Below are 20295 nucleotides of genomic sequence, written 5' to 3' on the forward strand. Positions count from 1 at the left end.
CACCGAGCTCATGGACCCCGGCCTCGTCGAGCACGCCATCGCCATCGGCCGCCGTCTCGACGCGCGCTTCGGCGTGCACACGATCGCCGCGAAGATGACGGATGTCCCGGGCCACACGATCGGCCTCGTGCCGTTCCTCGGCCAGGCGGGGCTGGCATTCCTCCATCTCGGGGTGAACGATGCCTCGGCGGTGCCCGACGTGCCGGAGTTCTTCGTCTGGCGCGCGCCGGACGGGAGCGAAGCGGTCGTGAACTACGCCCAGAGCTATGGCGCGACCGAGCTGGGAGTCGCCGTGGTCCCGGGCGGCAGCGATGCGCTGCACCTGGCCCACACCGGCGACAACCAGGGGCCACCGCCCGTGGCAGAGATCGAGGCGCTGTTCGCGCGGCTGCAGGCGGCCTATCCGGGCGCCCGGGTGATCGCCTCGACGCTCGACGCGTTCGGCGCCGCAGCAGTGGCCGCTCGGGCGCACCTGCCGGTCGTCGAGCAGGAGATCGGCGACTCGTGGATTCACGGCACCGCCAGCGACCCGGTGCTGACGGCCCGCCTGCGGGCGCTGCTGCGACTGCGCACCCAGTGGGTCACTGCAGGCGTGCTCGTCCCAGGCACGCCCGAATGCGACGACTTCAGCGACGGACTCCTCCTCGTGCCCGAGCACACCTGGGGCGAGGACCTCAAGACCTACCTGCCCGACTACGCGAACTACGAGAAGGCCGACTTCCAGCGGGCCCGCGCCGCCGACACCGTCGACCCGGCGACGAACCCGGCCGAGTTCGAGCCTTTCGCCTGGGCCTACACCGAGCACCCCAGCCCGCAGGGCCTCGCCTACTCGGCCTACGAAGCCTCGTGGGCCGAGCAGCGCGCCCACCTCGACCGCGCCCTCGCCGCGCTGTCCCCCGAGCGCCGCGCGGAAGCGCTCGCTGCGATCGACGAGACCCGGCCCGCCGAGAAACCGAACGACCCCGGTGGGATCCCCATCGACCTCGCCGAGACGCACACGCTGGGCGCGTACCGCGTGCGCTTCGGCGACGACGGCGCACTCGTCGGGCTCGCCGACGCGGACGGAGTGGAGTGGGCAGGGCCGCGGCATCCGCTCGCGTCGTATCGGTACCAGACCTTCGACGAACGCGACGAGGCGCGGTGGATGCGCGAGTACTGCCGCGATCTCGACGACACCGGCTTCTGGGCGGCGCCCGACCAGTCGAAGCCGGGACTCGCGATCGCCGAAACCCTGCCGGCAACGACGTTCGCGCCGCGCGTGGTCTCGGCACACCAGGTCAGCGAAGACGCCGGCTCGACGGTGGTCCTCCAGCTGGCACTGTCCGAGCAGGCCGCGGAGGAGTGGGGCGCCCCGCGCGACATCCGCCTCACCTATGCGTTTCCCGCGCAGCCGGGGCCGATCTCGATCACCCTCGACCTCTGCCGCAAGGACGCATCGCGCCTGCCCGAGGCCGGGTGGCTCGGATTCCGCCCTCGGACGAAGCCCGGCGAGTGGCGCCTCAGCAAGCTCGGCACCGCCGTCGACCCGCAGTCCGTCGTGCGCAACGGCGGCCGCAGCCTGCACGCCGTCGCCGAGATCAGCCACACCGCCGGGCGCCGGTTCTCGCTCCGCCCGCTCGATGCGGCGCTGGTCGCGGTCGGCCGGCCCGCCCTGCTGCGATTCGACAACGCGGTGCCCGACCCGGACGACGGATTCCACGTCAACCTGCACAACAACGTGTGGGGCACGAACTTCACGATGTGGTTCGACGACGACCTCCGCTTCCGCTTCGTCCTCGAGCTCGCATGAGCGCCCGACTCGTGACCAGCCCCCCGGTCGTGATGGCGCCGCGCACCGACGGATTCGAAGTCGTGTGGGGAGTGAACCGGCTGAGCCGCGGCTGGCTGGAATGGGAGGATGCCGCGGGCTCGAGCGGTCTGGTCACCTCCGACGCGTTCGGCATGGTGCCGCAGGGCGACCGCGTCCTGCGGGTGCGCACTCGCGGTTGGCCCGCCGGCGCCGAGCTGCGGGTGCGCGCGGTGACCGAGTTGGTCGAACCGCCGCACGAGCGCCACGAGAGCGAGTGGAAGACGGTGCGCACGCTGGACGCGGCATCCGATTCCGCGCATTTCGCGGTCTGGAATGACACGCACCAGCACGACGACACCATCCGTGCGCTGCACGCGGCCACCCCCGAGGTCGATGTGCTGGTGTGGAACGGCGACCTGTGCAACGACTGGACCGACCCGGCGCTGTTCCTCCCGACCGTGCTGAGCCCGGCGGGGCTCGACGTGAGCGCGGGCCGGCCTCTCACCGTGGTCATGGGCAACCACGACGTGCGCGGCACGTGGGCGTACCGGCTCGAAGACTTCGTGGCGACCCCCGATGGTCGGCCATTCACGGCGTTCCGGATCGGTCCGGTCGCCTGTGTCATCCTGCACACGGGTGAGGACAAGCCCGACGACCACCCGACCTTCGAGGGTCGCGTGGCGTTCGAGCCGCTGCGCGCCGAGCAGGCCGAGTGGCTGCGCGAGGTCGCGGCGCGTCCCGGTTTTCGGGACGCCCCCTACCGCGTCGTGCTCTGCCACATTCCGCTGCGCTGGACCGAGGAGTCCTCCGTCGGCTACGACGCCGGCGAATACGACCAGTTCAGCCGGAGGAGCCGGGATGCCTGGCACGACGCCCTGGTCGCCTGGGGTGCGCAGATCGTCGTGTCAGGTCACACGCACGAACCCGCGTGGCTCGAACCGACCCCCGAGTTCCCGTACGGTCAGCTCGTCTCCGGGGGACCCGAGGCTGATCCGGCCGGCGATGAGCCCGCGATGTGGATCGAGGGCACGGCATCCGTTTTCGAACTCGTGCTCACCATGCGCGACCTCGCCGGCAGCGTCGTGCACGAGCTCCGCCTCGCACCGTTGGCGTAGCCGTCTCGCGACGCGTCGTCGCCTTCCGTAGGCTTTTGACCGTGGCTACTCCCCCGCTGCGCATCCAGACCGTGACAATCCCGGTCGCCGACCAGGACCGCGCGCTGACCTTCTACCGTGACGTCCTCGGCTTCGAGGTGCGCGCCGACAATTCCTTCGGCGATCAGCGCTGGCTCTCGGTCGCCCCGGCGGGCAGCTCGGTCGACTTCACCCTACACCCGCCGTTCCCGGGTCAGGCCGGTCCGGGGTGGCAGCAGGGCATCGTGCTGCACACCGACGACATCACGGCCGCGGTCGCGGTACTCCGCGACGCGGGCGTCGAGGTCGCCGACCCCGCGCGCCAGGGCTGGGGCATGCAGGCGCAGTTCGCCGATCCCGACGGCAACGGGTTCGTGCTGCTCCAGCAGGGCGGCGAGTTCTAGGAACCCGCCGCCGGCTACGCCGGAATGTCGCCGCGCCAGGCGCCGGTCTCGGTGCCCCAGGCCTCGATGAACTCCTTGAAGTTCTGCAGGTCCTTCTTCACCGCGTGCGAGCCGAGCCCGACCAGCGAGCCGACCGTCTCGAGCAGCCCGTCGGGCGCCCAGTCGAGCTGAACCGTCACCCGGCTGGAGTCGTCGGTCAGCTTGTGGAAGGTGACAACGCCGGCGTGGTCGGTGTCGCCGCCGGTGCTGGTCCAGGCGACCCGCTCGTCCGGGTGCTGCTCGGTGATCTCGGCGTCGAACTCGCGCTTGACCCCGCCGACGCGCACCTTCCAGTGCGTGTGGGTGTCGTCGAGCTGCGTGATCGACTCCACCTCGTCGAGGAACTTCGGAAAGCTCTCGAACTGCGTCCACTGGTTATAGGCGGTGCGGACGGGGACGTCGACGTCGATGGACTCGATGATCTGCGCCATGGGGTGCTCCTCGCTGCGTGATTCGAATGGGTACGAATCCATTCAGCCGGAACGGATGCCTCGTCCCCTAGGGGTTGACAGCGCCGCCGGTCGGGTGCTCATTTCGCACGACCACGCCGCCCTTCATCACGAAGTCGATCGAGCGCAGCGCGGTGGGGCTCTCCAGCGGGTTCTCCGGGAGCGCGATGACATCGGCCCACGCGCCCTCGTGGATGCTCCCCGCCTGCGCCTGGATGCCGAGCCAGCGGGCCGGCGCGAGGGTCGCCGCGCGCAGGGTTGCCGGCGCGTCGAGGCCCGCATCGTGCATGTGCTCGAGTTCGCGCACGACAGCGGTCGTTCCCTCGAAGGGCCAGAACGGGGGCATGTCGCTGCCGAGCAGGATGTCGACGCCCGCGTCGAGCGCGGCACGGAAGGACTCCAGGTGCCGCGGGCCCGCGTTGAGCGACCGCTTCTGCATCCATGCCGGTACGCCGAGTTCGTCGAAGAAGGATCCCGCACGGCTGACGATCAGCGTCGGCACGAGTGAGGTGCCGTTGCGGGCCATCGCCTCGCAGACCTCGGGGGTGAGCTCATAGCCGTGCTCGACGCAGTCGAGGCCGAGCCGCACCGCCTCGGCGATGACATCCGCGGGGCCGGCATGCGCGGTGACCTTGCGCCCCCACGCGTGGGCGATCTCGATCGCCGCGGCCATCTCGAGGGACGTGAGCTGCGGGGTCGAGATCGTCTCGTGCTCCCCCGCGATCCCGCCCGAGATCATGAGCTTGATGAGGTCGGCACCTGCCTTGATCTGCGATCGCACGCCGTGCGCGAACCCGTCCGCACCGTCGCACTCCATCGTGTCGTCCGACCCGCTGCCGTGTCCGCCGGTGCAGGCCAGCGCGCGCCCGGCCGTGTAGATCCTCGGGCCCTCGACACGGCCTGTCTCGATGGCATGGCGCAGCGCGAAATCCGCGTGGCCCTTCTCCGCGACGCAGCGCACGGTCGTGACCCCGTTGTGCAGGGTGCGGCGCGCTCCGTCAGCCATGTACAGCGCGAGGGAGGCGGCATCCATCGCCTCGACTTCGGCGCCGCCGGCACCCGGGAGCGAGAGCGAGAAGTGGGTGTGCATGTTGATGAGGCCGGGCGCGAGGTAGGCGTCGCGGAGGTCGAGCACCGGGTGCCCCGCGACGCCGGAGCCGTCGTCCGTCGTGATCGCCGAGATCACCCCGTCGCGCACGTGCACGGCGAGCCCTGTCCTGACCCGCCCATCGCCGACGTCCACGAGCCGGAGGTTGCGCAGCGTGGCGCTGCCCGTCGTGGGGAATCCCGTGATCACGCTCATGGGAAGCGATCATGTCATGGCGACGTGAGTGCGGATGTGGATGCCGCGGCCTACTCCCCGAACCGCCGCTGYACGTCGGCATACCCGATGGCGCCGTCGAGGAATCCGAGGGTGCCGGTGTCGAGCAGCTCTCGCCCCGCATGCTCGACCGCGCTGAGAGCAGCCCTCGCCAGGCTGCCGCCCACGCTGACCCGCCTGACGCCGAGCGAGAAGAGCGTGGGGGCGGCGATGATGTTAGAGGTGAGCCCGGCCACGACGTTGAGCGGTGCCGGAATGGCGGCGGCGAGGCGGCGGATGGTGTCCTCGTCGTTCACGCCCGGCACGAAGATGCAGTCCGCCCCCGCCTCGATGTACCGCAGCGCACGCTGCACGGTCTCGGCGAACGGATCGCCGGTCGTGCCGGCGAAGTAGCTGTCGGTCCGGGCGTTCAGCACGAAGGTGCCCGATGGCGCTGCCGCCCGTGCCGCAGCGAGACGGTCCGCGGCCTCGTCGATGCCGAACAGGCCGCCGGCGACGGCATCCTCGATGTTGGCGCCCACCACTCCGATATCGACGGCCCGCGCCACCGTGCGGCCGACGTCCTCGGCGGTGTCGCCGTAGCCGGCTTCGAGATCCGCGCTCACCGGAACGCGCACGGCGGCCACGATCCGACCGACGTGCTCGAGCATCGTGTCGAGGTCGAGCGCCCCGCCGTCGGGGACACCGCACGACCAGGCGATGCCGGCACTCGTCGTGGCGATGGCGGGGAAGCCGACCTGCTCGAGGATGCGAGCGGTCCCGGCATCCCACGCATTCGGAATCACGAAGCCGGATCCTGCGTGCAGGGCGAGGAGGGCGGTGGCCCGTTCGATGGTCATGAAGTCACCCTGGCATCGAACCGTGCTCCCGGACCCTTCGACAAGCTCAGGGGCCGGTCGACAAGCTCAGGGGCCGGTCGACAAGCTCAGGGCCGGGCTGAATCACTCCGGGGCGCTCTGCCACCGAGTGTGGTCCGCGCGGCTATGCGCCAGCGGGAAATGGGCAATAGGCGCCGGCCGCGAGGCCGCGCCCACTCGGGGCGGCTTACAAAGGGCGCTGTCGAGCACCTCGAGGGCCGTGCGGTAGGTCGTGGGGAGGTCGGTCGCGTGAAGCCACTCGACCCACACTTCGTCGGCCTGGATCTCGCGCACCGTCGCCACGACGAGTCGCGCGTCGCCTGGCCCGTAGCGCTTGTTCAGGATCTGCCAGCTGCCCGCATCGATGCGGGCCAGCACGAAGACGTCGCGACGCGACAGGCGATTGATGGTCGGGGGCTTGTAGGGCGGGGCGAGCTTCATGCTGTGGGCTTGTCCATGTCTCTCGTGAGAGGGCGGGGCCGCGCTGTGCGCGGCCCCGCCCATTCGATTCCGATCAGTACCCGGAAACGTTCTCGCGCGCGGCCGGCACCTGATTCTTGACCTCAGCCGCAGCATCCTTCGCCTGTCCCTTGACCTCGGCGGCGGCATCCTGCGTCTGCGCCTTCACCGTTTCGGCCGAGTCCACGGCGACGTCCTTCACGGCGGCCGCGGCGTGCTGCACCGGCTCCTTGAGGTTCGCGCCGATGTCCTTCGCGACATCGGCAACCTCGTCGATCAGCGGCTGCGCCTGGTCCTTGACCTCCGCGGCGACCTTCTTCTCCTTCGCCGAGGCGGGGATGAGGGATGCCGCCAGCAGGCCCACCCCGAAGGCGATCAGTCCGACGGCGAGGGGGTTGCCCTCGGCCTTGGCGACCACCTTGTCCTTGGCATCGACGACGTGCTCGGCGACGGAGGATCCGGCATCCGAAATCGCCTCGCCCGTGTCGTCGGCGGCGCCCATGACCTTGTCGCGCACCGATCCCAGTGCATGCTTGACCTTGTCGGCCTGGCGGTCGACGATCTTGGACGGGGACACCTTGTCGGCGAGCGCGTCGACGTCGCCGCCGAGCTCACGCCGGGTCTTCTCGATGTCGGCACGAATCTGGTCAGGTGAATCGGTCATCGGTTCTCCTCATTCCTCTTCAATGTTTCGGGGATCTCTTTGAGGGTCTCCACGGTCTGCGGAGCCCCATTCACTTCCTTCAGCCGGTTGCGGCCGACGAGGTACAGCACGAGCGCGATCGCCGCCCAGATGAGCGCGACCACGACGCCCGCCCATCCGCCGCCGATGCCGGTCGCCAGCCACCACCACAGCGCGACGGACAGGAAGAACACCGCCATCAGAGCGCCGTACCCTGCCCCGCCGAGGAGGCCGCCCGCCTTGGCGGTGCGCGTCGCGGAGACCTTCAGCTCGGCCTTGGCGAGCTCCAGCTCCTGACGCATCAGGGTGGAGATGTCCCGGCTGACCTCAGCGAGCAGGTCGCCGAGCGAGGTCGTCGCGGCCTTGGTCTCAGAAGGTGTCGGATCGGTCATCGCGGCCACCCTCCGAGCGAAGTGCATCGCCGTACGCGGCGGTGGACTGGGCGTAGAGCGGGGTCTCCCCCTCTGCGATCGTCACCGCGGGAGTCGTCGCGCTCGGCGTCCGCCACGCGTCCACGGCCGGCGGGCTCGTGCGCGCTGCCGCGTTCGTGCGGGCGGCTGCGGCCTCGCTGTCGGCGGCTGCATTGGCCGCGAGGGCCCGCGTCAGACGACCGAACGCGATGCCGGCGATGGCTGCGCCGATGATGAACGTGCCCGGCTTGCGCCGCGCATACCGCTTGACCTCCGTCAGAACGGCACCCGCGTCGCGGTCACCCAGCCATGTCGCCGCTCCGGAGAGGCGTCCGGACAGCTGCTGGACGATGTCGGTGGCGACACCCGAATTCGCCGCGCCCGCCGAGTTCGCTGCCATGGCGCGCAGCTCCGCGCCGACCGACTTCAACCCGGCGGCGATGCGCTGCTGCTGGGTGTTCGCCTGCTCCTTCAGCTCCTGCTGCGTCTGCGCATACAGGTCCTTCGCCTGGTACTTGGCTTCGCCGAGGACGACGGATGCCTCGTCCTTGACGGTCGCTGCCACATCCTTCGCCTGCTCGACAGCGGTGTCTTTCAGGTCGACGGCTTCGTGCTTTGCGGCGTCGACCGTCGAGGTGTCGCCGTATGCGACATCCGATCCGGTCTGCGGAATCGGCTCATAGTTCTCCGGCATGATGCCCCTCTCTCGAGTGCCGGTCGGGAGACCGGCGTCCCCCTTTCCTACGTCAATACGGCGATACCGGACTGGGCCTTGCCAAGAACACCGCAGTGTGCAAGCGGAGGTCATTGAGGCCCTGCGAGGGGCGGGCCGTGTGCGCCGGGAGAGTACGGCGGGGAGTGGGAACGCACAACCCCACTGACCGAGAAGATCGGGCGCGACATCATGGGGTGATGATGACGTTGTACTTCACAGGACAGTCCGTGCTGGTGGCCGACGACGTCTGCGACGCGCTCCTCCGCTACGCCCAAGCCCTCGCCGAGACCCAGGGCTCCGATGTGGTCACCGTGCCGGTGCTCACGGACGAGGGTGAGAACGTCACGGCAGAGTTCCTGCTCGGACCGGCCAGCCAGCTCTATGCGACGGTCGCCGGCGACGACATCAGCGACCACAGCCACACCGACGTCGTCGAAGAACTCGCTCGCCGCATGCGGCTGCTGCACCCGGCAGCCGTCATCGTGCCGGTCGAGGACGGGCCACGTGCGGGGTTCGATCCAGACCTCGAGTGAGGCGGTTCAGCCTGCCCCTCGGGCGTCGTCGACGACAGCCATGATGGCGTCGATCACGAGTTGGGGGTCGGCTTCCTCCACGGCATGACCGGTGGTCACGACGATCTGCTTGGCGCGGGGGCTGAGGACGAGCCACCCCTTCTGCTCGTCGACATTCGCCACCATGCCACGCCGCGCGGAAGCATCCTGCTCCGCCGCGATCTCGTCGGTCGAGTAGTGGTTGGAGATGATGGTGACCGGGATGTCGCCGATCAGCCGCCGCGCCGCCCATGCGTCCTTCTCCACCTGCAGGAAGTCGCGCTGCTCCAGGTTCTCCGGATTGTCGGGGCGAGTCTCATCGATGATCTCCTGCGGCGGGTCGAGGAAAGGCGCCCCGGTGTCGACGAACACCATCCCCGCCACGTCATCGGGGTGCGTCACCGCGTAGCCGGCGGTGATGTACCCGCCGCCGGAGGTGCCGACGAGGACGAACGGACCCGCCTCCCCGACGGCATCGATCCAGCCCTCCAGGTCGCCGACGAGGTCATTGAGCTGACGAGGGCCCGGAGCAGGATCGCTGTCTCCGAGGCCGGCGCGGTCGTAGACGCACGTCCGCGTCACCGCGGCGAGGTCATGCTCGGCGAATCCGTACGACCCGGTGTTGTCACCGTCGCCGCTCTCCAGGATCACGGTCGGCTCTCCCGCGCCGGAGCAGCGGACGTAGATGGCCCTGCCGTCCGGCAGCGTGACCGTGCCACCCGTCGCCAGGTCCCGCACGCCGTCTCCCACCGAGGGTCCAGGGCTCGGGGCGGCGTTCTGACTGCACCCCGCGAGAGCGGCTGCCGCGACGAGGAGGGCACCGAACACGGATGCCTGTACGCTCCGATGCTGGTGTCGAAGGTCCCGTCCCCGACGCCCCTCCACGGGGCCAGTATGAGAGCCGGCGCAGGCCCGCACAAGAGCATGGTTCGGCGCGGCGAATCAGGCGACCGGCGTGTGCGTGAGGACGGCATTCCAGAGCGGCATCAGCCGCGCCGCGATGATGGGCTGGAGAGGCTCGGCATCGAGGTGGGCCCGTCGATAGGCGCCGGGCGGCACGCCGTAGATCCGGGAGAAGCGTCTCGACATGTGGAACTCATCGGTGAACCCGCTCCCCCTCGCGATCTCAGCCAGCAGCATCGACGTTCGCTGCAGCGATACCGCAACGCGTCCGAGCCGGATGAGCTCCAGCGCACCGGCAGGTCCCACGCCGTAGCGATCGTGGAAGGAGCGCGAGAGATGCCCGGCTGACACGCCGACGGCGCCCGCCAGTTCGGCGATGCCGACGATCCGGATGCCGCCCTCCAGCCACGTCCCTCTGACGTACTCCGCAACACGGTCCGAGAGGGATGCCGCGGCTCCCTGCCGCAGCACGACGGGGCCGGCGAGGAAGAGCTCGAGCATCAGGCCGATGACTTGTCCGCTTCGAATCGGGGCGATGTCCTCGCCGGCTGAGCCGATGGCGAACAGGCTGTCAGCGAGCGCCGCCAACGGCGGACACTCCGACATCGCGCGGGTCCTCGCCCACGCCGATGCATCGACTTCTGGGGGGAGATCGAAGTGCACGAACGCATGCGAGCTCGGGCGTGCGGCATCCCACACCCACCGCTCGGCCACCCCATGGGGCGCGAGTGCCATCACGCCGGGGATGAGCCGGTGCGTCTCGGTCACTCCGCCCCCGGACCCGAGGATCTCCCACGTCGCGGAGCCTTCCCGCAGCCAGACGAACTCGTKGGACGTCATGACTCGCGGTCCGAAGATCTCACCTGGTGCGTACCGGGCGATGTTGACGAGTGAGCGAACCTCGACGGACGTCGTGACGAATGTCATGGATATACATGTTATTGCTTCGATGATCCATTGGATCCGGCAGGTCCTGCTCATATCGTTGGCTCTTGGAACTCTGGCAGGATCGCGAGGATGCATCCCGCGAATGGAAGGAAGATACATGTCAACGATGACGCCGTTCCGCGCATCAGTGCCGATGCACGACCGTGTGGATGATGAATTCCGCGCCCAGTACGAACGCGACGGCTTCGCGGTGCTGTCCTCGGCGCTGACCGCCGCAGAGGTGGAGGCGCTCAACGCGGAGGCTGTGCAGATCTGCCGGCACACTCCCCTGCCGAACGGCGCCGTTCTCACCGAAGCCTCGGACGACGACGTGCTGCGCAGCTTTCTGTGCATCCACTACCCGCACAAGATCTCCCCCCTCGCTGCAGCAGCGCTGCACGAGGAGCAGATCGTCGAGGCGCTCACCGCTGTCATCGGACCCAATGTCAAGGCGATGCAGTCGATGCTCTTCGTCAAGTCCGAGGGCAAGCCCGGTCAGGCCTGGCACCAGGATGAGCACTTCATCCCGACCCGTGACCGCTCCCTCACCGCGGCGTGGATCGCCCTCGACGACGCCAATCTCGACAACGGGTGCCTCTGGGTGATTCCCGGTTCGCACCGGCGCGGCGTGCTCTACCCCGACCGCGATCAAGACGATCCCGAGTACGACTGCACGGAAGAGGCCTACGGCTTCCCCTATACCGAAGCCGACGCCATCCCGGTCGAGATCCCGGCCGGCGCCGCGCTCATCTTCAACGGGTACCTGCTGCACCGATCTCTCAAGAATTCCGGCACGCGCGGCTACCGCCGAGCCCTCGTCAATCACTACATGAGCGCCGAGTCGCTGCTGCCCTGGCGCAATGAGGCCGAGGGCCGCCACGTCGGCGAAGCCGACTTCCGCGACATCGTCCTGGTCGCCGGCGTCGACCCCTACGCCTACAAGGGCATCCGCGACATCTCCACCCCGCATGCCCGCGGCGACAAGGACGGCGGCTGCGACCGATGACGCCATCCACCGCTGTCACCCGGCGCGCTCTCGTGGTGCGCGGCGGCTGGGATGGTCACATGCCGGTCGAGACCACGAATCTGTTCATCCCCTTCCTCGAAGCGCACGGGTTCGAGGTGCGGGTCGAGGAAGGCACGGTGGTTTACACGGATGCCGGTTACCTCGCCACGGTCGACCTCATCGTGCAGATCAACACGATGAACACGATCGAGCCGGAGGAGCTGGCGGGGCTGCAGGCCGCCGTCCTCAACGGGACCGGGATGGCGGGCTGGCACGGCGGCATCGCCGACTCGTACCGCAACAGCGCGGACTACCTGCACATGATCGGCGGGCAGTTCGCCCATCACGCGGCGAAGCATCCCGATGAGCGCACGGGCGACGGCACCGATGTCTTCATTCCGTACACGGTGCACATCACCGAGCTCGGGAAGCAGCATCCGATCACCGCGGGGATCGAGGACTTCGACCTCGTCACCGAGCAGTACTGGGTGCTCAGCGACGAGTACAACGATGTCCTCGCGACGACGACGCAGGAAGCGCGTCCCTGGGATGCCTGGAACCGGCCGGTGACCGCCCCCGCGATCTGGACCCGGCAGTGGGGCAAGGGGCGGATCTTCGTCTCGGCACCGGGCCACCAGCTCGACGTGGTCGAGAACCCGAATGTGCGCACGATCATCGAGAGGGGCCTGCTGTGGGCAGCCCGCTGAGGATCGGAGTCGTCGGGGTCGGCGTCATCAGTGACCAGTACTTCGCCCAGTTCCCGCACCTTCCCGGCCTCCGCCTCGCAGCGGTCGCCGACCTCGATCTGGCGCGCGCGGCAGCCGTCGCCGATGCTCAGGGAACCCGGGCGCTGAGCGTCGATGAGCTGCTCGCGGATCCAGGCATCGATGCGGTGCTGAACCTGACCGTCCCGGCGGCCCATGCCGAGATCGCGCTGCGAGCGCTGGATGGCGGCAAGCATGTCTACGGCGAGAAGCCGCTGGCCCTCACGACCGCAGAAGCCGCGGAGGTGCTCGCGCGCGCCGCCCAGATCGGCCTCCGCGTCGGCAGCGCCCCCGACACCGTGCTCGGCACGGGCATCCAGACTGCCCGCGCCGTTCTCGACGGTGGGCGGATCGGCGACCCCGTCGGCGCCGCCGTGCACTGGGTCTCTCCCGGACATGAGGTGTGGCATCCGTCTCCCGCGTTCTACTACCAGCCCGGCGGCGGGCCGCTCTTCGACATGGGGCCGTATTACCTGAGCAGCCTCGTGACGCTCTTCGGGGCGGTGCGCCGGGTGTCCGGGGCGGTGAGTCGCTCGACCCGCGAGCGCACGATCGCCACAGGCCCGAACGCCGGAGCGATCGTCGACGTCGACGTCGACACGCACGTGACCGCCCTGCTCGAGCACGTCAATGGCGCCACCAGCACCGTCACCGTCAGCTTCGAGGTCTGGGCGACGCGGATGCCGTTCTTCGAGGTCTACGGGACGGCCGGGACGATCGCGATGCCCGATCCCAACCAGTTCTCCGACACTGTTTCGGTCGCCACGGCCGGCACCCCCGAGTGGGTGGAGGTGCCCGCCGAGGCCGGCTATGTGGATGCCGGCCGCGGATTCGGACTCGCCGACATGGCCCGCGCCATCGAGACGGGCCGGCCGCACCGCGCGTCCGGCGAGCTCGCGTTCCATGTGCTCGAGATCATGGAATCGATTATCACTGCGGGGCGCGAGCACCGCGTCATCGAACTCACCAGCACCGCGTCTCGACCCGCCCCGGTCGCCCGCGGCAGCAGACCGGAGAACTGGTGACCTCGGACGGAGCATCCAGAACATGACCGAAGCGAACACCCTGCGCGTGCTGGTGTGGGGCGAGAACCAGCACGAGAAGAACGACCCGCGCGTCCAGGAGCTCTACCCGGAAGGCATGCACGAGACCATCCGAGCGGGCATCGAGTCCCTTCTCGGGGCCACCGCGACGGTGCAGGCGACCACCCTCGACGAACCCGAGCACGGGCTCACCCAAGAGGTGCTCGACAGCACCGACGTGCTGATCTGGTGGGGACACATCGCACACGATGATGTCGCCGACGAGATCGTGGATCGCGTGCAGGAGGCGGTGCTCTCCGGCATGGGCCTGATCGCCCTGCACTCGGCGCACTTCTCGAAGATCTTCCGACGGCTGATGGGCACCAGCTGCACCCTGCGCTGGCGGAACGCGGATGACCGCGAACTGCTCTGGACCGTCGATCCGACCCATCCGATCGCCGCCGGCGTGCCGCATCCGCTCGTCCTGGACCAGCACGAGATGTACGGCGAGTTCTTCGACATCCCTGCTCCCGACGAGCTCATCTTCATCAGCACGTTCACCGGCGGGGAGGCCTTCCGCAGYGGCGCCACGTTCCGGCGCGGCTACGGCAAGATCTTCTATTTCAGTCCCGGCGATCAGGACTACCCGATCTACCACCACCCGGACGTGCAGCGCGTGATCGCGAACGGCGTCACCTGGGCGGCGCCCGCGACCCGGCGAACGCCGCAGCTCGCCCGGTACCAGTCCGGTGACTTCTTCACCGGCGAGCACCCCTGGCCAAAAGAGCGCTTCGGCGGCACCACCGCATGACGGCGTTCCGCACCCTGCCCGATGACGGCGCCCGGCTGCGCGCCATCGTGGTGGGGGCCGGGCCCATGGGTCAAGGGTGGCTGCAGGTCCTGAACGCCTCCGAGCGGATCGACACGGTGGGTCTCGTCGACCTCAACCTCGATGCCGCTCGCGCGGCGGCGCCCGGCCTGCCGGTCGCGACCAGCATCACCGAGCTGATCGAGACGGTGGATGCCGATGTCGTGGTGAATGTGACGGTTCCGGTCGCCCACCACGCGGTCTCCTCCGAAGCGCTCCTCGCCGGCCTGCCCGTCCTGTCGGAGAAGCCCCTCACCCCGACCGTCGCCGAGGGGCTGTCGCTGGCGGCGACATCCGCGCACACCGGCGAGCTGCTGATGGTCAGCCAGTCCCGCCGGTATTACCGGTCGATCACTCAGTTCCGCGAGGCCGTCCGCGGCCTCGGCAGGGTGGGCGCCGTCACCGCGGAGTTCTTCCAGGCACCGCACTTCGGCGGCTTCCGGGACGAGATGGCGCACCCGCTGCTGATCGACATGGCGATCCACCACTTCGACGCCTTCCGCTACCTGACGGGCGATGAACCGGTGTCGGTCTACTGCGATGAGTTCAATCCGGCCTGGAGCTGGTACCGGGGCGATGCAGCCGTCACCGCCCACTTCGTCACGGCGAGCGGGGCCCGGTTCGGCTATACCGGATCCTGGTGCAGCCCCGGCCTGAACACCTCATGGAACGCGCAGTGGCGGGTCAGCGGCGAGCGCGGCACCGCCCTCTGGGACGGCGAGGCCATGCCGACCTGGGAGGCCGACGCAGAACTGACGCCCACCGACCCGGGGGTCATCCCGGAGGAGTTCGCCGGGTCGCTGGCCGAGTTCATCGCGTCGCTGCGGACCGGCGCACTCCCTGACGGACATGCGGCGAGCAACGTGCGCAGTCTTGCCATGGTCGAGGCCGCGATCGAGTCAGCCTCAACCGGCACCCGCGTCTCGATCCCGGACGTGATCGACCGAGCGCTCGCCCACGCGATCCAGGTCGAGGCGGATCCCGATACCGCGAGAGCGCTCCGGCGGTGGCAGCTCGACGGGGTGGGTGCGGGGTCCTGGATCTAGTCGGGCGGGGCCGCGAATCCGAATTCGCGGCCCCGCCCTCTTGCTAGCGTCCGGCCAACGTCACGACGACGGCAACGGCTCCGAGCGCGGGAACCGACAACTCGAAGCTTCCTTCGCTGACCGAGACGTCGTCGGATGTCGAGCCCAGCATGGATGCGGCGACGATGCGCTCCGCTCCGGCCAGGTGAACGCCCACGGTGACCCGTTCGGTGACGACGGACTGGAACCGGCAGAGCATTCTTCCGTCGTCGATCCACGTCCGGTCGATGAGCCGGACTCCGTCATGGTCGATGTTCATCGTGGTTGTTCGCTGCTCCTGCCCCGGTCCCGCTGCGAGCGAGGTGGCGAGCACGCCCCGGATCGGCTGGACGATGGGGCTGGCGATCGCAGCGGCGTGGCCGGCCGCGTCATCGGGTGAGCTGACGGCAGCCCCGCCCACGGCGTAGCGGAACTCCATATCGAGCCCCTGCTGCAGCGGATAGTTGGTGTCCCACTGGTTGTTGTGCACCCAGGAGAACACCGTGCTGGGCTCGGGCGTGGCGAGCGTGGGCGGGAACGGCAGGTAGGGAAGGGCGATGTCGCCGATCTGAACGAGCGGGGCGTCCACGACGACGAGTGCCGCTGATTCGGTGCCGCTGCTGAGCGAGACCCAGTGCCGGATCGCATGCATGTAGTGCACGGAGCCCGGCACCTGCTCGATATCGGTGCCGATCACGGAGCCGGAGACCTCGCTGCGAATGACCGGTCGATCGATCTTGAAGGGGAACGCGAAGAAGCCGGCCTCCTTCTCGAACGTTTCGCCCTTCTTGACGCGGTTCGTCACCTGCAGCACGGCACTGTCCGTTGCGAGATCCAGCCTGGTGGTGATCTCGTTGTCGCCGCACCGGGTTCGGTAGGTGAGTGACTGCCCCAACGCATCCGAGCCGAACTGGACGTCGAACGCACCCTGATTCACGAGTCGCCTGCTCAGCAGGCTGAGCTCATCGTCGAGGACGAGACTGTGCCCGCTCATGTGGTTGACCTTCGACGCGGTCGCATAGGTGTCGTAGACGTAGGCGTTGAAGCCGAAGGCCGATCCGTCGTCGACGAGATTGCGCGCTTCCGCCTTGAGCAGGATCTCCGAGAGCGCGCCCTTGGCGATGTCGAGGCTCACTCTCACGTGCTCGTTCTCGATCACGGCCGTCCGGCCATCGGCCGAGAGCACGCCCGTGCCGACCGGCGAGGAAACGAGCACGCCGGACGACTGCGGAACATCGAAGTCAGGAGATTCCGCGAAGTACGGGGCGCGGATCTGAACCCGGTCCTTCTTCGTCACGCGGATTCGTGCGAAGCCCAACCCCGGAATGTCCTCGACGCGGAAGACGAGGAATCGGCCGGCCTCGCGGTGGTACGGATTGGTCTGCGGGATCTCGCGGTGGGGAATGCCCTCGCCGGTGCGCGGGTCGGACAGCTCGACCACCGTCTCCAGACTCGCCGCCGACTCGGGGAGGAAGACTGCCACTTCGCCGGTTCGCGGGTGCGCCTGAGTGTTCACCGCCCAGATGCTCGCGTCGCCGTCGCCGGGGTGGCCGAGCTGCTCGGCCAGGCGAACCGAGATGTCGTCTTCGAGGAGCAGCACCTCCTGCTGGGCCTGCTGCACGCGGGAGAACTTCCAATGCCACTGGGCTTCCTGCGAGTTGGTCCCCTCATCGCCCCACGTCCACGGGTTGGCTGCGCCCCAGGTGTGCTCGTCGAACAGCGCGATTCCGCTCCACGCCTCCCGTACCGACTTCTCCACGTCGGCCCCCGGGTGCTCCGGCAGGAGGGTGGCGAGCGTCTCGATCTGGGTGAGCTTGTTCTGCGCCTGGCGGGCGAGCTGCATGCCGTGCGCGCTGGAGCCTGCGCCATCCGCCCACCAGTTATGCCAATCGCCGCCGAACTCCGGCAGACCATCGCCGAGGGTGGCTTCAGCCTGGGTGAAGAAGGCTTCATTGGTGCTCATCTGCAGCTGGGGATACGCCCACTTGTCGTTCCAATCCGCCACGGTCTCCGAGATCCGGCGGTTGGCGGGTGCGTTGTCGGCGAGCCGGCCCTGCACCCGGAAGTGCACGATGTCGTGCGGGTACGGCTGCCGCGTCCAGGACGGCTTGCTCAACCCGAACCCGAAGGCCTTCTCATCGAACGGCCACGGGTTCACCTCCAACGAGCTCATGTAGAGCGGAAAGAGGTCATCGACCATGTCATAGGACTGCGAGAAGCCGATGTAGGCGCCTTCCTGATAGGCCAGGCCATGGCCGGAATCCGTCATCCACGTCAGCACCCGGCCGCCGTTGTGCGCGCGCAGCCAGAACAGCTGCGGCATCTCCTCGGCGTCACGGAGATGCGGAGCAGAGCGGCCGGCCCAGTTGTGCGCCACCGAGAGATACTTCACCTTGTTGTCAGCAAGGGCATCGACGAACCCGGACACCACCCCGGGAACATCCGTCTGCATCGCCACCGGGATCTCCACCCCGTAGCGCTCCCGCACCTGCTGCGTGTAGCGGAACAGTTCGTACAGCTCCGGCGTCGATGCCGTCTCGGTCGCCATGTTGTAGGGCGCCGCCGTCAACTCGATGTTGCCCAGCCGCACCTGGTCGATGAATCGGTCGATGGTGCGACCAGTACGGTGCTTTTCCCAGAGCTGGAAGGTGTGCAGGGATTCGACGACCCATTTGAACTGCCTGTCCGTCGACCCGGAAGCGGTGTCCTCGACGTGTTCGAGCGCGGTGTCGAGGAACGAGACCTGCTCACGGAGCACCCGAGGCTGCGGATCGGTGTAGCCGATATCGAGATGCGAGTGGTGGACGAGATGAACCTGCCACTTGCGTGCGGGCCGGGCGTCGAGGAGGATCTCGCCGAACTCAGGAGCCTCGGGGAGAACGACGCGGATGGTCGTGGGCTCGTCGATCTCGGGAAAGTAGACCCGCACTCCCTGCGTGTGCGGCTCTGCCCGCGACAGGAACCATCGCCCGTTCACGCCGACCCGGGCGGTCGTGATGGGGAACGGCGCCTGAATGCGGATCGGCTGCGCGGCACCGTCGATCCGTGCATTGCTGTCCGCGTCTTCGACGGCAGGAAACATGCCCGGCCGGGCGAGCATCGGCTCAGCGATGACTCGGATCGTCCGACCGCCGGCGGTGAGGGTCTGGAGTGTCCGATCACGCAGGCTCTTGAAGGCCCACGACGGGGAGAAGGCGACTTCCTTGCTGGTGGGCTTTCTGAGATTCGACACGACGAATATTCCTTTGATGACGCGAGAAGGCTGATGTGGAGAGTGCGGATGCCGACGGCTACAGGTTCGCGGTGAGACCGCTCTTGAAGTACCGCTGGAAGATGAAGAAGATGGCGACGGTGGGTATCGAGACGACCAGAGCCATGGCGAGTGTCGCCGGCTGTCCCACGGTGGAGTCCTTCCCCTGCAGACCCGTCAGCGCAGCCATGACCGGTTGCGTCTCTGGGCTGATGGCGAGTGTGATCGCGAAGAAGAGCTCGTTCCAGATCGCGATGAACTGGAAGACGAGTGCGGCAGCCATCGCCGGCCGCACCAGCGGAAGGTAGATGCTCCACAGCATCCGCCACCACCCCGCGCCGTCGATTCGGGCCGCCTGGCTGAGCTCGATGGGCAGCGTCGCCATAAAGTTCCTCGTCAGGAAGAACCCGAACGGAATGCAGATGGCGGTGTACACGATGATCAGGGCGGGCTTGGTGTCGTAGATTCCGAGACCGATCGACGCCTGGTACAGAGGAATGGCGAACGCCTGCAGCGGGAGAAGTGTTCCGACGTAGATCAGCCAGAACCACGTCTTGGGGCGCTTCACCGGCATGATGATCACGGCGAAGGCTGCCAGCGTCGCGATGCTCACGGAGAGAAGTGTGGCGACGGCGGCATAGATCAGGCTGTTCGTCGCAGCCATCGTGAAGTTGCCGGCTTCCCATCCTCGCGCGATATTCCCGAACAGCCCGAAGCCACCGGGGAACCACACGGGCTTTCCCGTGTAGTCCTCGAGGGGCGTCATGGCGTTCACCAAGACCAGGTAGGTCGGAATCAGCCATCCGATCGAGACGATGGTGACCAGTATCCCCACGATGAGAGAGCCAGGGCTCATCTTCCTGACATGCGTCGTGGTCATGACTCGTTTCCAATCTGACGGCGAAGGTAGATCCAGGACGCCGCGAGCACGATAAGCGTGAGGAAGATCGCGATCGCTGAGCCCACGGCGGGATCGAAGAGCAGGAACGTCTGCCGATACATGGAGAGGGCCAGCACCTCGGACTGGCGACCTGGGCCACCCCGGGTCAGCACGTAGACGATGTCGAACGTTCGAAGAGCGTTCGCGATCGTGAGTCCGACCACGACGGCCGTGACCGCGCGAAGCTGCGGAAAGATGATGGAGATGAAGCGCCGGAACCCGGCGGCGCCATCCAGCGCCGCCGCTTCCAGCGTGTCGCGCGGGATCGTCTGCAGCCCGACCATGAACAGGACGACGTTGACTCCGGTGCCGTTCCAGGTGGCGACGAGGATCCCCGCGATCACGTTGGACGGCCAGTGCAGGAGCCAGGCTTGGTCCAGGGCACCCAACCCGAAGAAGTTCAGGGCCTGCGAGATCGAGCCCCCCGTCTGGAACATCATGTATCCGACGATGCCGACGGCGGTCCCGGAGAGGGCATAGGGGATGACGACGGCCAGTCGCGCGACCGATCCGAGACGCATCGAGTCCGTTGCGACCGCGATGGYGAGCCCGAGGCAGACCGGCAGCAGGAGCGACCCGACGACCCAGATGAGCGTGTTCACCACCGAGCCCAGWAGCGCCGGGTCGGTGAACAGCTGGACGTAATTGTCCAGGCCCACGAAGCCCTCACCGACATTGCCGAAGAAGGATCTGACCAGCGTGACAATCCAGGGCACGATCAGGACGACGCCGACCACTCCGA

Annotated in this window: 21 protein-coding genes; 9 read left to right on the plus strand and 12 right to left on the minus strand. The window is 68.2% G+C overall.

Features of this window, described 5'->3' with window-relative positions; all coding sequences use genetic code 11:
- From AC1DVT_RS07520 to AC1DVT_RS07530, 3 genes are all read left to right on the plus strand, one after another.
- The coding region (locus tag AC1DVT_RS07520) for a DUF5054 domain-containing protein (protein ID WP_477387840.1) at nt 1–1789 on the plus strand (1789 nt) is incomplete at its 5' end.
- A gap of 11 nt (nt 1790–1800) precedes the next feature.
- Nucleotides 1801–2904, plus strand: a complete 1104-nt coding sequence (locus tag AC1DVT_RS07525; RefSeq protein ID WP_477387841.1) for a metallophosphoesterase family protein — start codon at nt 1801–1803, stop codon at nt 2902–2904.
- 41 nt (nt 2905–2945) lie between these two features.
- The gene (locus AC1DVT_RS07530) at nt 2946–3326 is read left to right on the plus strand and encodes a VOC family protein (RefSeq protein WP_477387843.1); all 381 of its coding nucleotides are present in this window, start codon (nt 2946–2948) and stop codon (nt 3324–3326) included.
- A 14-nt stretch (nt 3327–3340) separates the two neighbouring features.
- On the opposite strand, the gene AC1DVT_RS07535 is transcribed toward AC1DVT_RS07530, so the two are convergent.
- The 7 genes from AC1DVT_RS07535 to AC1DVT_RS07565 all read right to left on the minus strand — a co-directional run bounded on the left by AC1DVT_RS07535 (nt 3341) and on the right by AC1DVT_RS07565 (nt 8237).
- Nucleotides 3341–3796 (minus strand): SRPBCC family protein, encoded by a 456-nt coding sequence (locus AC1DVT_RS07535; protein WP_457101970.1) that lies wholly within the window; start codon nt 3794–3796, stop codon nt 3341–3343.
- 67 nt (nt 3797–3863) lie between these two features.
- On the minus strand, nt 3864–5117 hold the full coding sequence (locus tag AC1DVT_RS07540) for an amidohydrolase family protein (RefSeq protein WP_477387845.1): 1254 nt from the start codon (nt 5115–5117) through the stop codon (nt 3864–3866).
- A 50-nt stretch (nt 5118–5167) separates the two neighbouring features.
- On the minus strand, nt 5168–5974 hold the full coding sequence (locus tag AC1DVT_RS07545) for an isocitrate lyase/PEP mutase family protein (RefSeq protein ID WP_477387847.1): 807 nt from the start codon (nt 5972–5974) through the stop codon (nt 5168–5170).
- A gap of 102 nt (nt 5975–6076) precedes the next feature.
- On the minus strand, nt 6077–6433 hold the full coding sequence (locus tag AC1DVT_RS07550) for a hypothetical protein (protein ID WP_477387849.1): 357 nt from the start codon (nt 6431–6433) through the stop codon (nt 6077–6079).
- A 73-nt stretch (nt 6434–6506) separates the two neighbouring features.
- Nucleotides 6507–7115 (minus strand): DUF3618 domain-containing protein, encoded by a 609-nt coding sequence (locus AC1DVT_RS07555; RefSeq protein WP_477387851.1) that lies wholly within the window; start codon nt 7113–7115, stop codon nt 6507–6509.
- On the minus strand, nt 7112–7525 hold the full coding sequence (locus tag AC1DVT_RS07560; protein WP_457101975.1) for a phage holin family protein: 414 nt from the start codon (nt 7523–7525) through the stop codon (nt 7112–7114). Before AC1DVT_RS07560 ends, AC1DVT_RS07555 begins: the two co-directional genes overlap by 4 nt.
- Nucleotides 7503–8237, minus strand: coding sequence for a hypothetical protein (locus tag AC1DVT_RS07565; RefSeq protein ID WP_477387853.1), 735 nt, complete (start codon nt 8235–8237; stop codon nt 7503–7505). Before AC1DVT_RS07565 ends, AC1DVT_RS07560 begins: the two co-directional genes overlap by 23 nt.
- Before the next feature lie 218 nt (nt 8238–8455).
- Between AC1DVT_RS07565 and AC1DVT_RS07570 the strand changes: the two genes are divergently transcribed.
- Nucleotides 8456–8791: a hypothetical protein gene (locus AC1DVT_RS07570; RefSeq protein ID WP_477387855.1), complete on the plus strand. Its 336-nt coding sequence runs from the start codon at nt 8456–8458 to the stop codon at nt 8789–8791.
- A 6-nt stretch (nt 8792–8797) separates the two neighbouring features.
- Here AC1DVT_RS07570 and AC1DVT_RS07575 read toward each other — a convergent pair whose 3' ends face one another.
- Nucleotides 8798–9637, minus strand: a complete 840-nt coding sequence (locus AC1DVT_RS07575; protein WP_477387857.1) for an alpha/beta fold hydrolase — start codon at nt 9635–9637, stop codon at nt 8798–8800.
- A gap of 114 nt (nt 9638–9751) precedes the next feature.
- Nucleotides 9752–10639, minus strand: coding sequence for a helix-turn-helix transcriptional regulator (locus AC1DVT_RS07580; RefSeq protein WP_477387859.1), 888 nt, complete (start codon nt 10637–10639; stop codon nt 9752–9754).
- A 118-nt stretch (nt 10640–10757) separates the two neighbouring features.
- Here AC1DVT_RS07580 and AC1DVT_RS07585 point away from each other — a divergent pair, with 118 nt between their 5' ends.
- The 5 genes from AC1DVT_RS07585 to AC1DVT_RS07605 are packed head-to-tail and all read left to right on the plus strand — an operon-like array spanning nt 10758 to nt 15345.
- Entirely contained in the window at nt 10758–11645 is an 888-nt protein-coding gene (locus AC1DVT_RS07585) for a phytanoyl-CoA dioxygenase family protein (RefSeq protein WP_457101980.1), read from the plus strand.
- Nucleotides 11642–12352, plus strand: coding sequence for a ThuA domain-containing protein (locus AC1DVT_RS07590; RefSeq protein ID WP_477387861.1), 711 nt, complete (start codon nt 11642–11644; stop codon nt 12350–12352). The genes AC1DVT_RS07585 and AC1DVT_RS07590 overlap by 4 nt, the downstream gene beginning before the upstream one ends.
- Nucleotides 12337–13434 (plus strand): Gfo/Idh/MocA family protein, encoded by a 1098-nt coding sequence (locus AC1DVT_RS07595; RefSeq protein WP_477387863.1) that lies wholly within the window; start codon nt 12337–12339, stop codon nt 13432–13434. The genes AC1DVT_RS07590 and AC1DVT_RS07595 overlap by 16 nt, the downstream gene beginning before the upstream one ends.
- A 22-nt stretch (nt 13435–13456) precedes the next feature.
- Nucleotides 13457–14242, plus strand: a complete 786-nt coding sequence (locus tag AC1DVT_RS07600) for a ThuA domain-containing protein (protein ID WP_477387865.1) — start codon at nt 13457–13459, stop codon at nt 14240–14242.
- Nucleotides 14239–15345, plus strand: a complete 1107-nt coding sequence (locus AC1DVT_RS07605; RefSeq protein WP_477387867.1) for a Gfo/Idh/MocA family protein — start codon at nt 14239–14241, stop codon at nt 15343–15345. The genes AC1DVT_RS07600 and AC1DVT_RS07605 overlap by 4 nt, the downstream gene beginning before the upstream one ends.
- A gap of 43 nt (nt 15346–15388) precedes the next feature.
- Here the strand turns inward: AC1DVT_RS07605 and AC1DVT_RS07610 are convergent, their stop codons facing one another.
- From AC1DVT_RS07610 to AC1DVT_RS07620, 3 genes are all read right to left on the minus strand, one after another.
- On the minus strand, nt 15389–18595 hold the full coding sequence (locus tag AC1DVT_RS07610; RefSeq protein WP_477387869.1) for a glycoside hydrolase family 38 N-terminal domain-containing protein: 3207 nt from the start codon (nt 18593–18595) through the stop codon (nt 15389–15391).
- Nucleotides 18596–18653: 58 nt separating this feature from the next.
- Complete coding sequence (locus AC1DVT_RS07615) at nt 18654–19493, minus strand: carbohydrate ABC transporter permease (RefSeq protein WP_457101986.1); 840 nt, start codon at nt 19491–19493, stop codon at nt 18654–18656.
- The coding region (locus AC1DVT_RS07620; RefSeq protein ID WP_477387871.1) for a carbohydrate ABC transporter permease at nt 19490–20295 on the minus strand (806 nt) is incomplete at its 5' end. The genes AC1DVT_RS07620 and AC1DVT_RS07615, both read right to left, overlap by 4 nt.

It is taken from the genome of Microbacterium sp. P2_F9, assembly GCF_056403635.1.

Excerpts from the sequence above, each read along its gene's own strand:
- AC1DVT_RS07535 (WP_457101970.1), bottom strand. The coding sequence starts at position 3,796 with ATGGCGCAGATCATCGAGTCCATCGACGTCGACGTCCCCGTCCGCACC.
- AC1DVT_RS07540 (WP_477387845.1), bottom strand. The coding sequence starts at position 5,117 with ATGAGCGTGATCACGGGATTCCCCACGACGGGCAGCGCCACGCTGCGC.
- AC1DVT_RS07550 (WP_477387849.1), bottom strand. The coding sequence starts at position 6,433 with ATGAAGCTCGCCCCGCCCTACAAGCCCCCGACCATCAATCGCCTGTCG.
- AC1DVT_RS07555 (WP_477387851.1), bottom strand. The coding sequence starts at position 7,115 with ATGACCGATTCACCTGACCAGATTCGTGCCGACATCGAGAAGACCCGG.
- AC1DVT_RS07560 (WP_457101975.1), bottom strand. The coding sequence starts at position 7,525 with ATGACCGATCCGACACCTTCTGAGACCAAGGCCGCGACGACCTCGCTC.
- AC1DVT_RS07565 (WP_477387853.1), bottom strand. The coding sequence starts at position 8,237 with ATGCCGGAGAACTATGAGCCGATTCCGCAGACCGGATCGGATGTCGCA.
- AC1DVT_RS07570 (WP_477387855.1), top strand. The coding sequence starts at position 8,456 with ATGATGACGTTGTACTTCACAGGACAGTCCGTGCTGGTGGCCGACGAC.
- AC1DVT_RS07585 (WP_457101980.1), top strand. The coding sequence starts at position 10,758 with ATGTCAACGATGACGCCGTTCCGCGCATCAGTGCCGATGCACGACCGT.
- AC1DVT_RS07590 (WP_477387861.1), top strand. The coding sequence starts at position 11,642 with ATGACGCCATCCACCGCTGTCACCCGGCGCGCTCTCGTGGTGCGCGGC.
- AC1DVT_RS07605 (WP_477387867.1), top strand. The coding sequence starts at position 14,239 with ATGACGGCGTTCCGCACCCTGCCCGATGACGGCGCCCGGCTGCGCGCC.
- AC1DVT_RS07615 (WP_457101986.1), bottom strand. The coding sequence starts at position 19,493 with ATGACCACGACGCATGTCAGGAAGATGAGCCCTGGCTCTCTCATCGTG.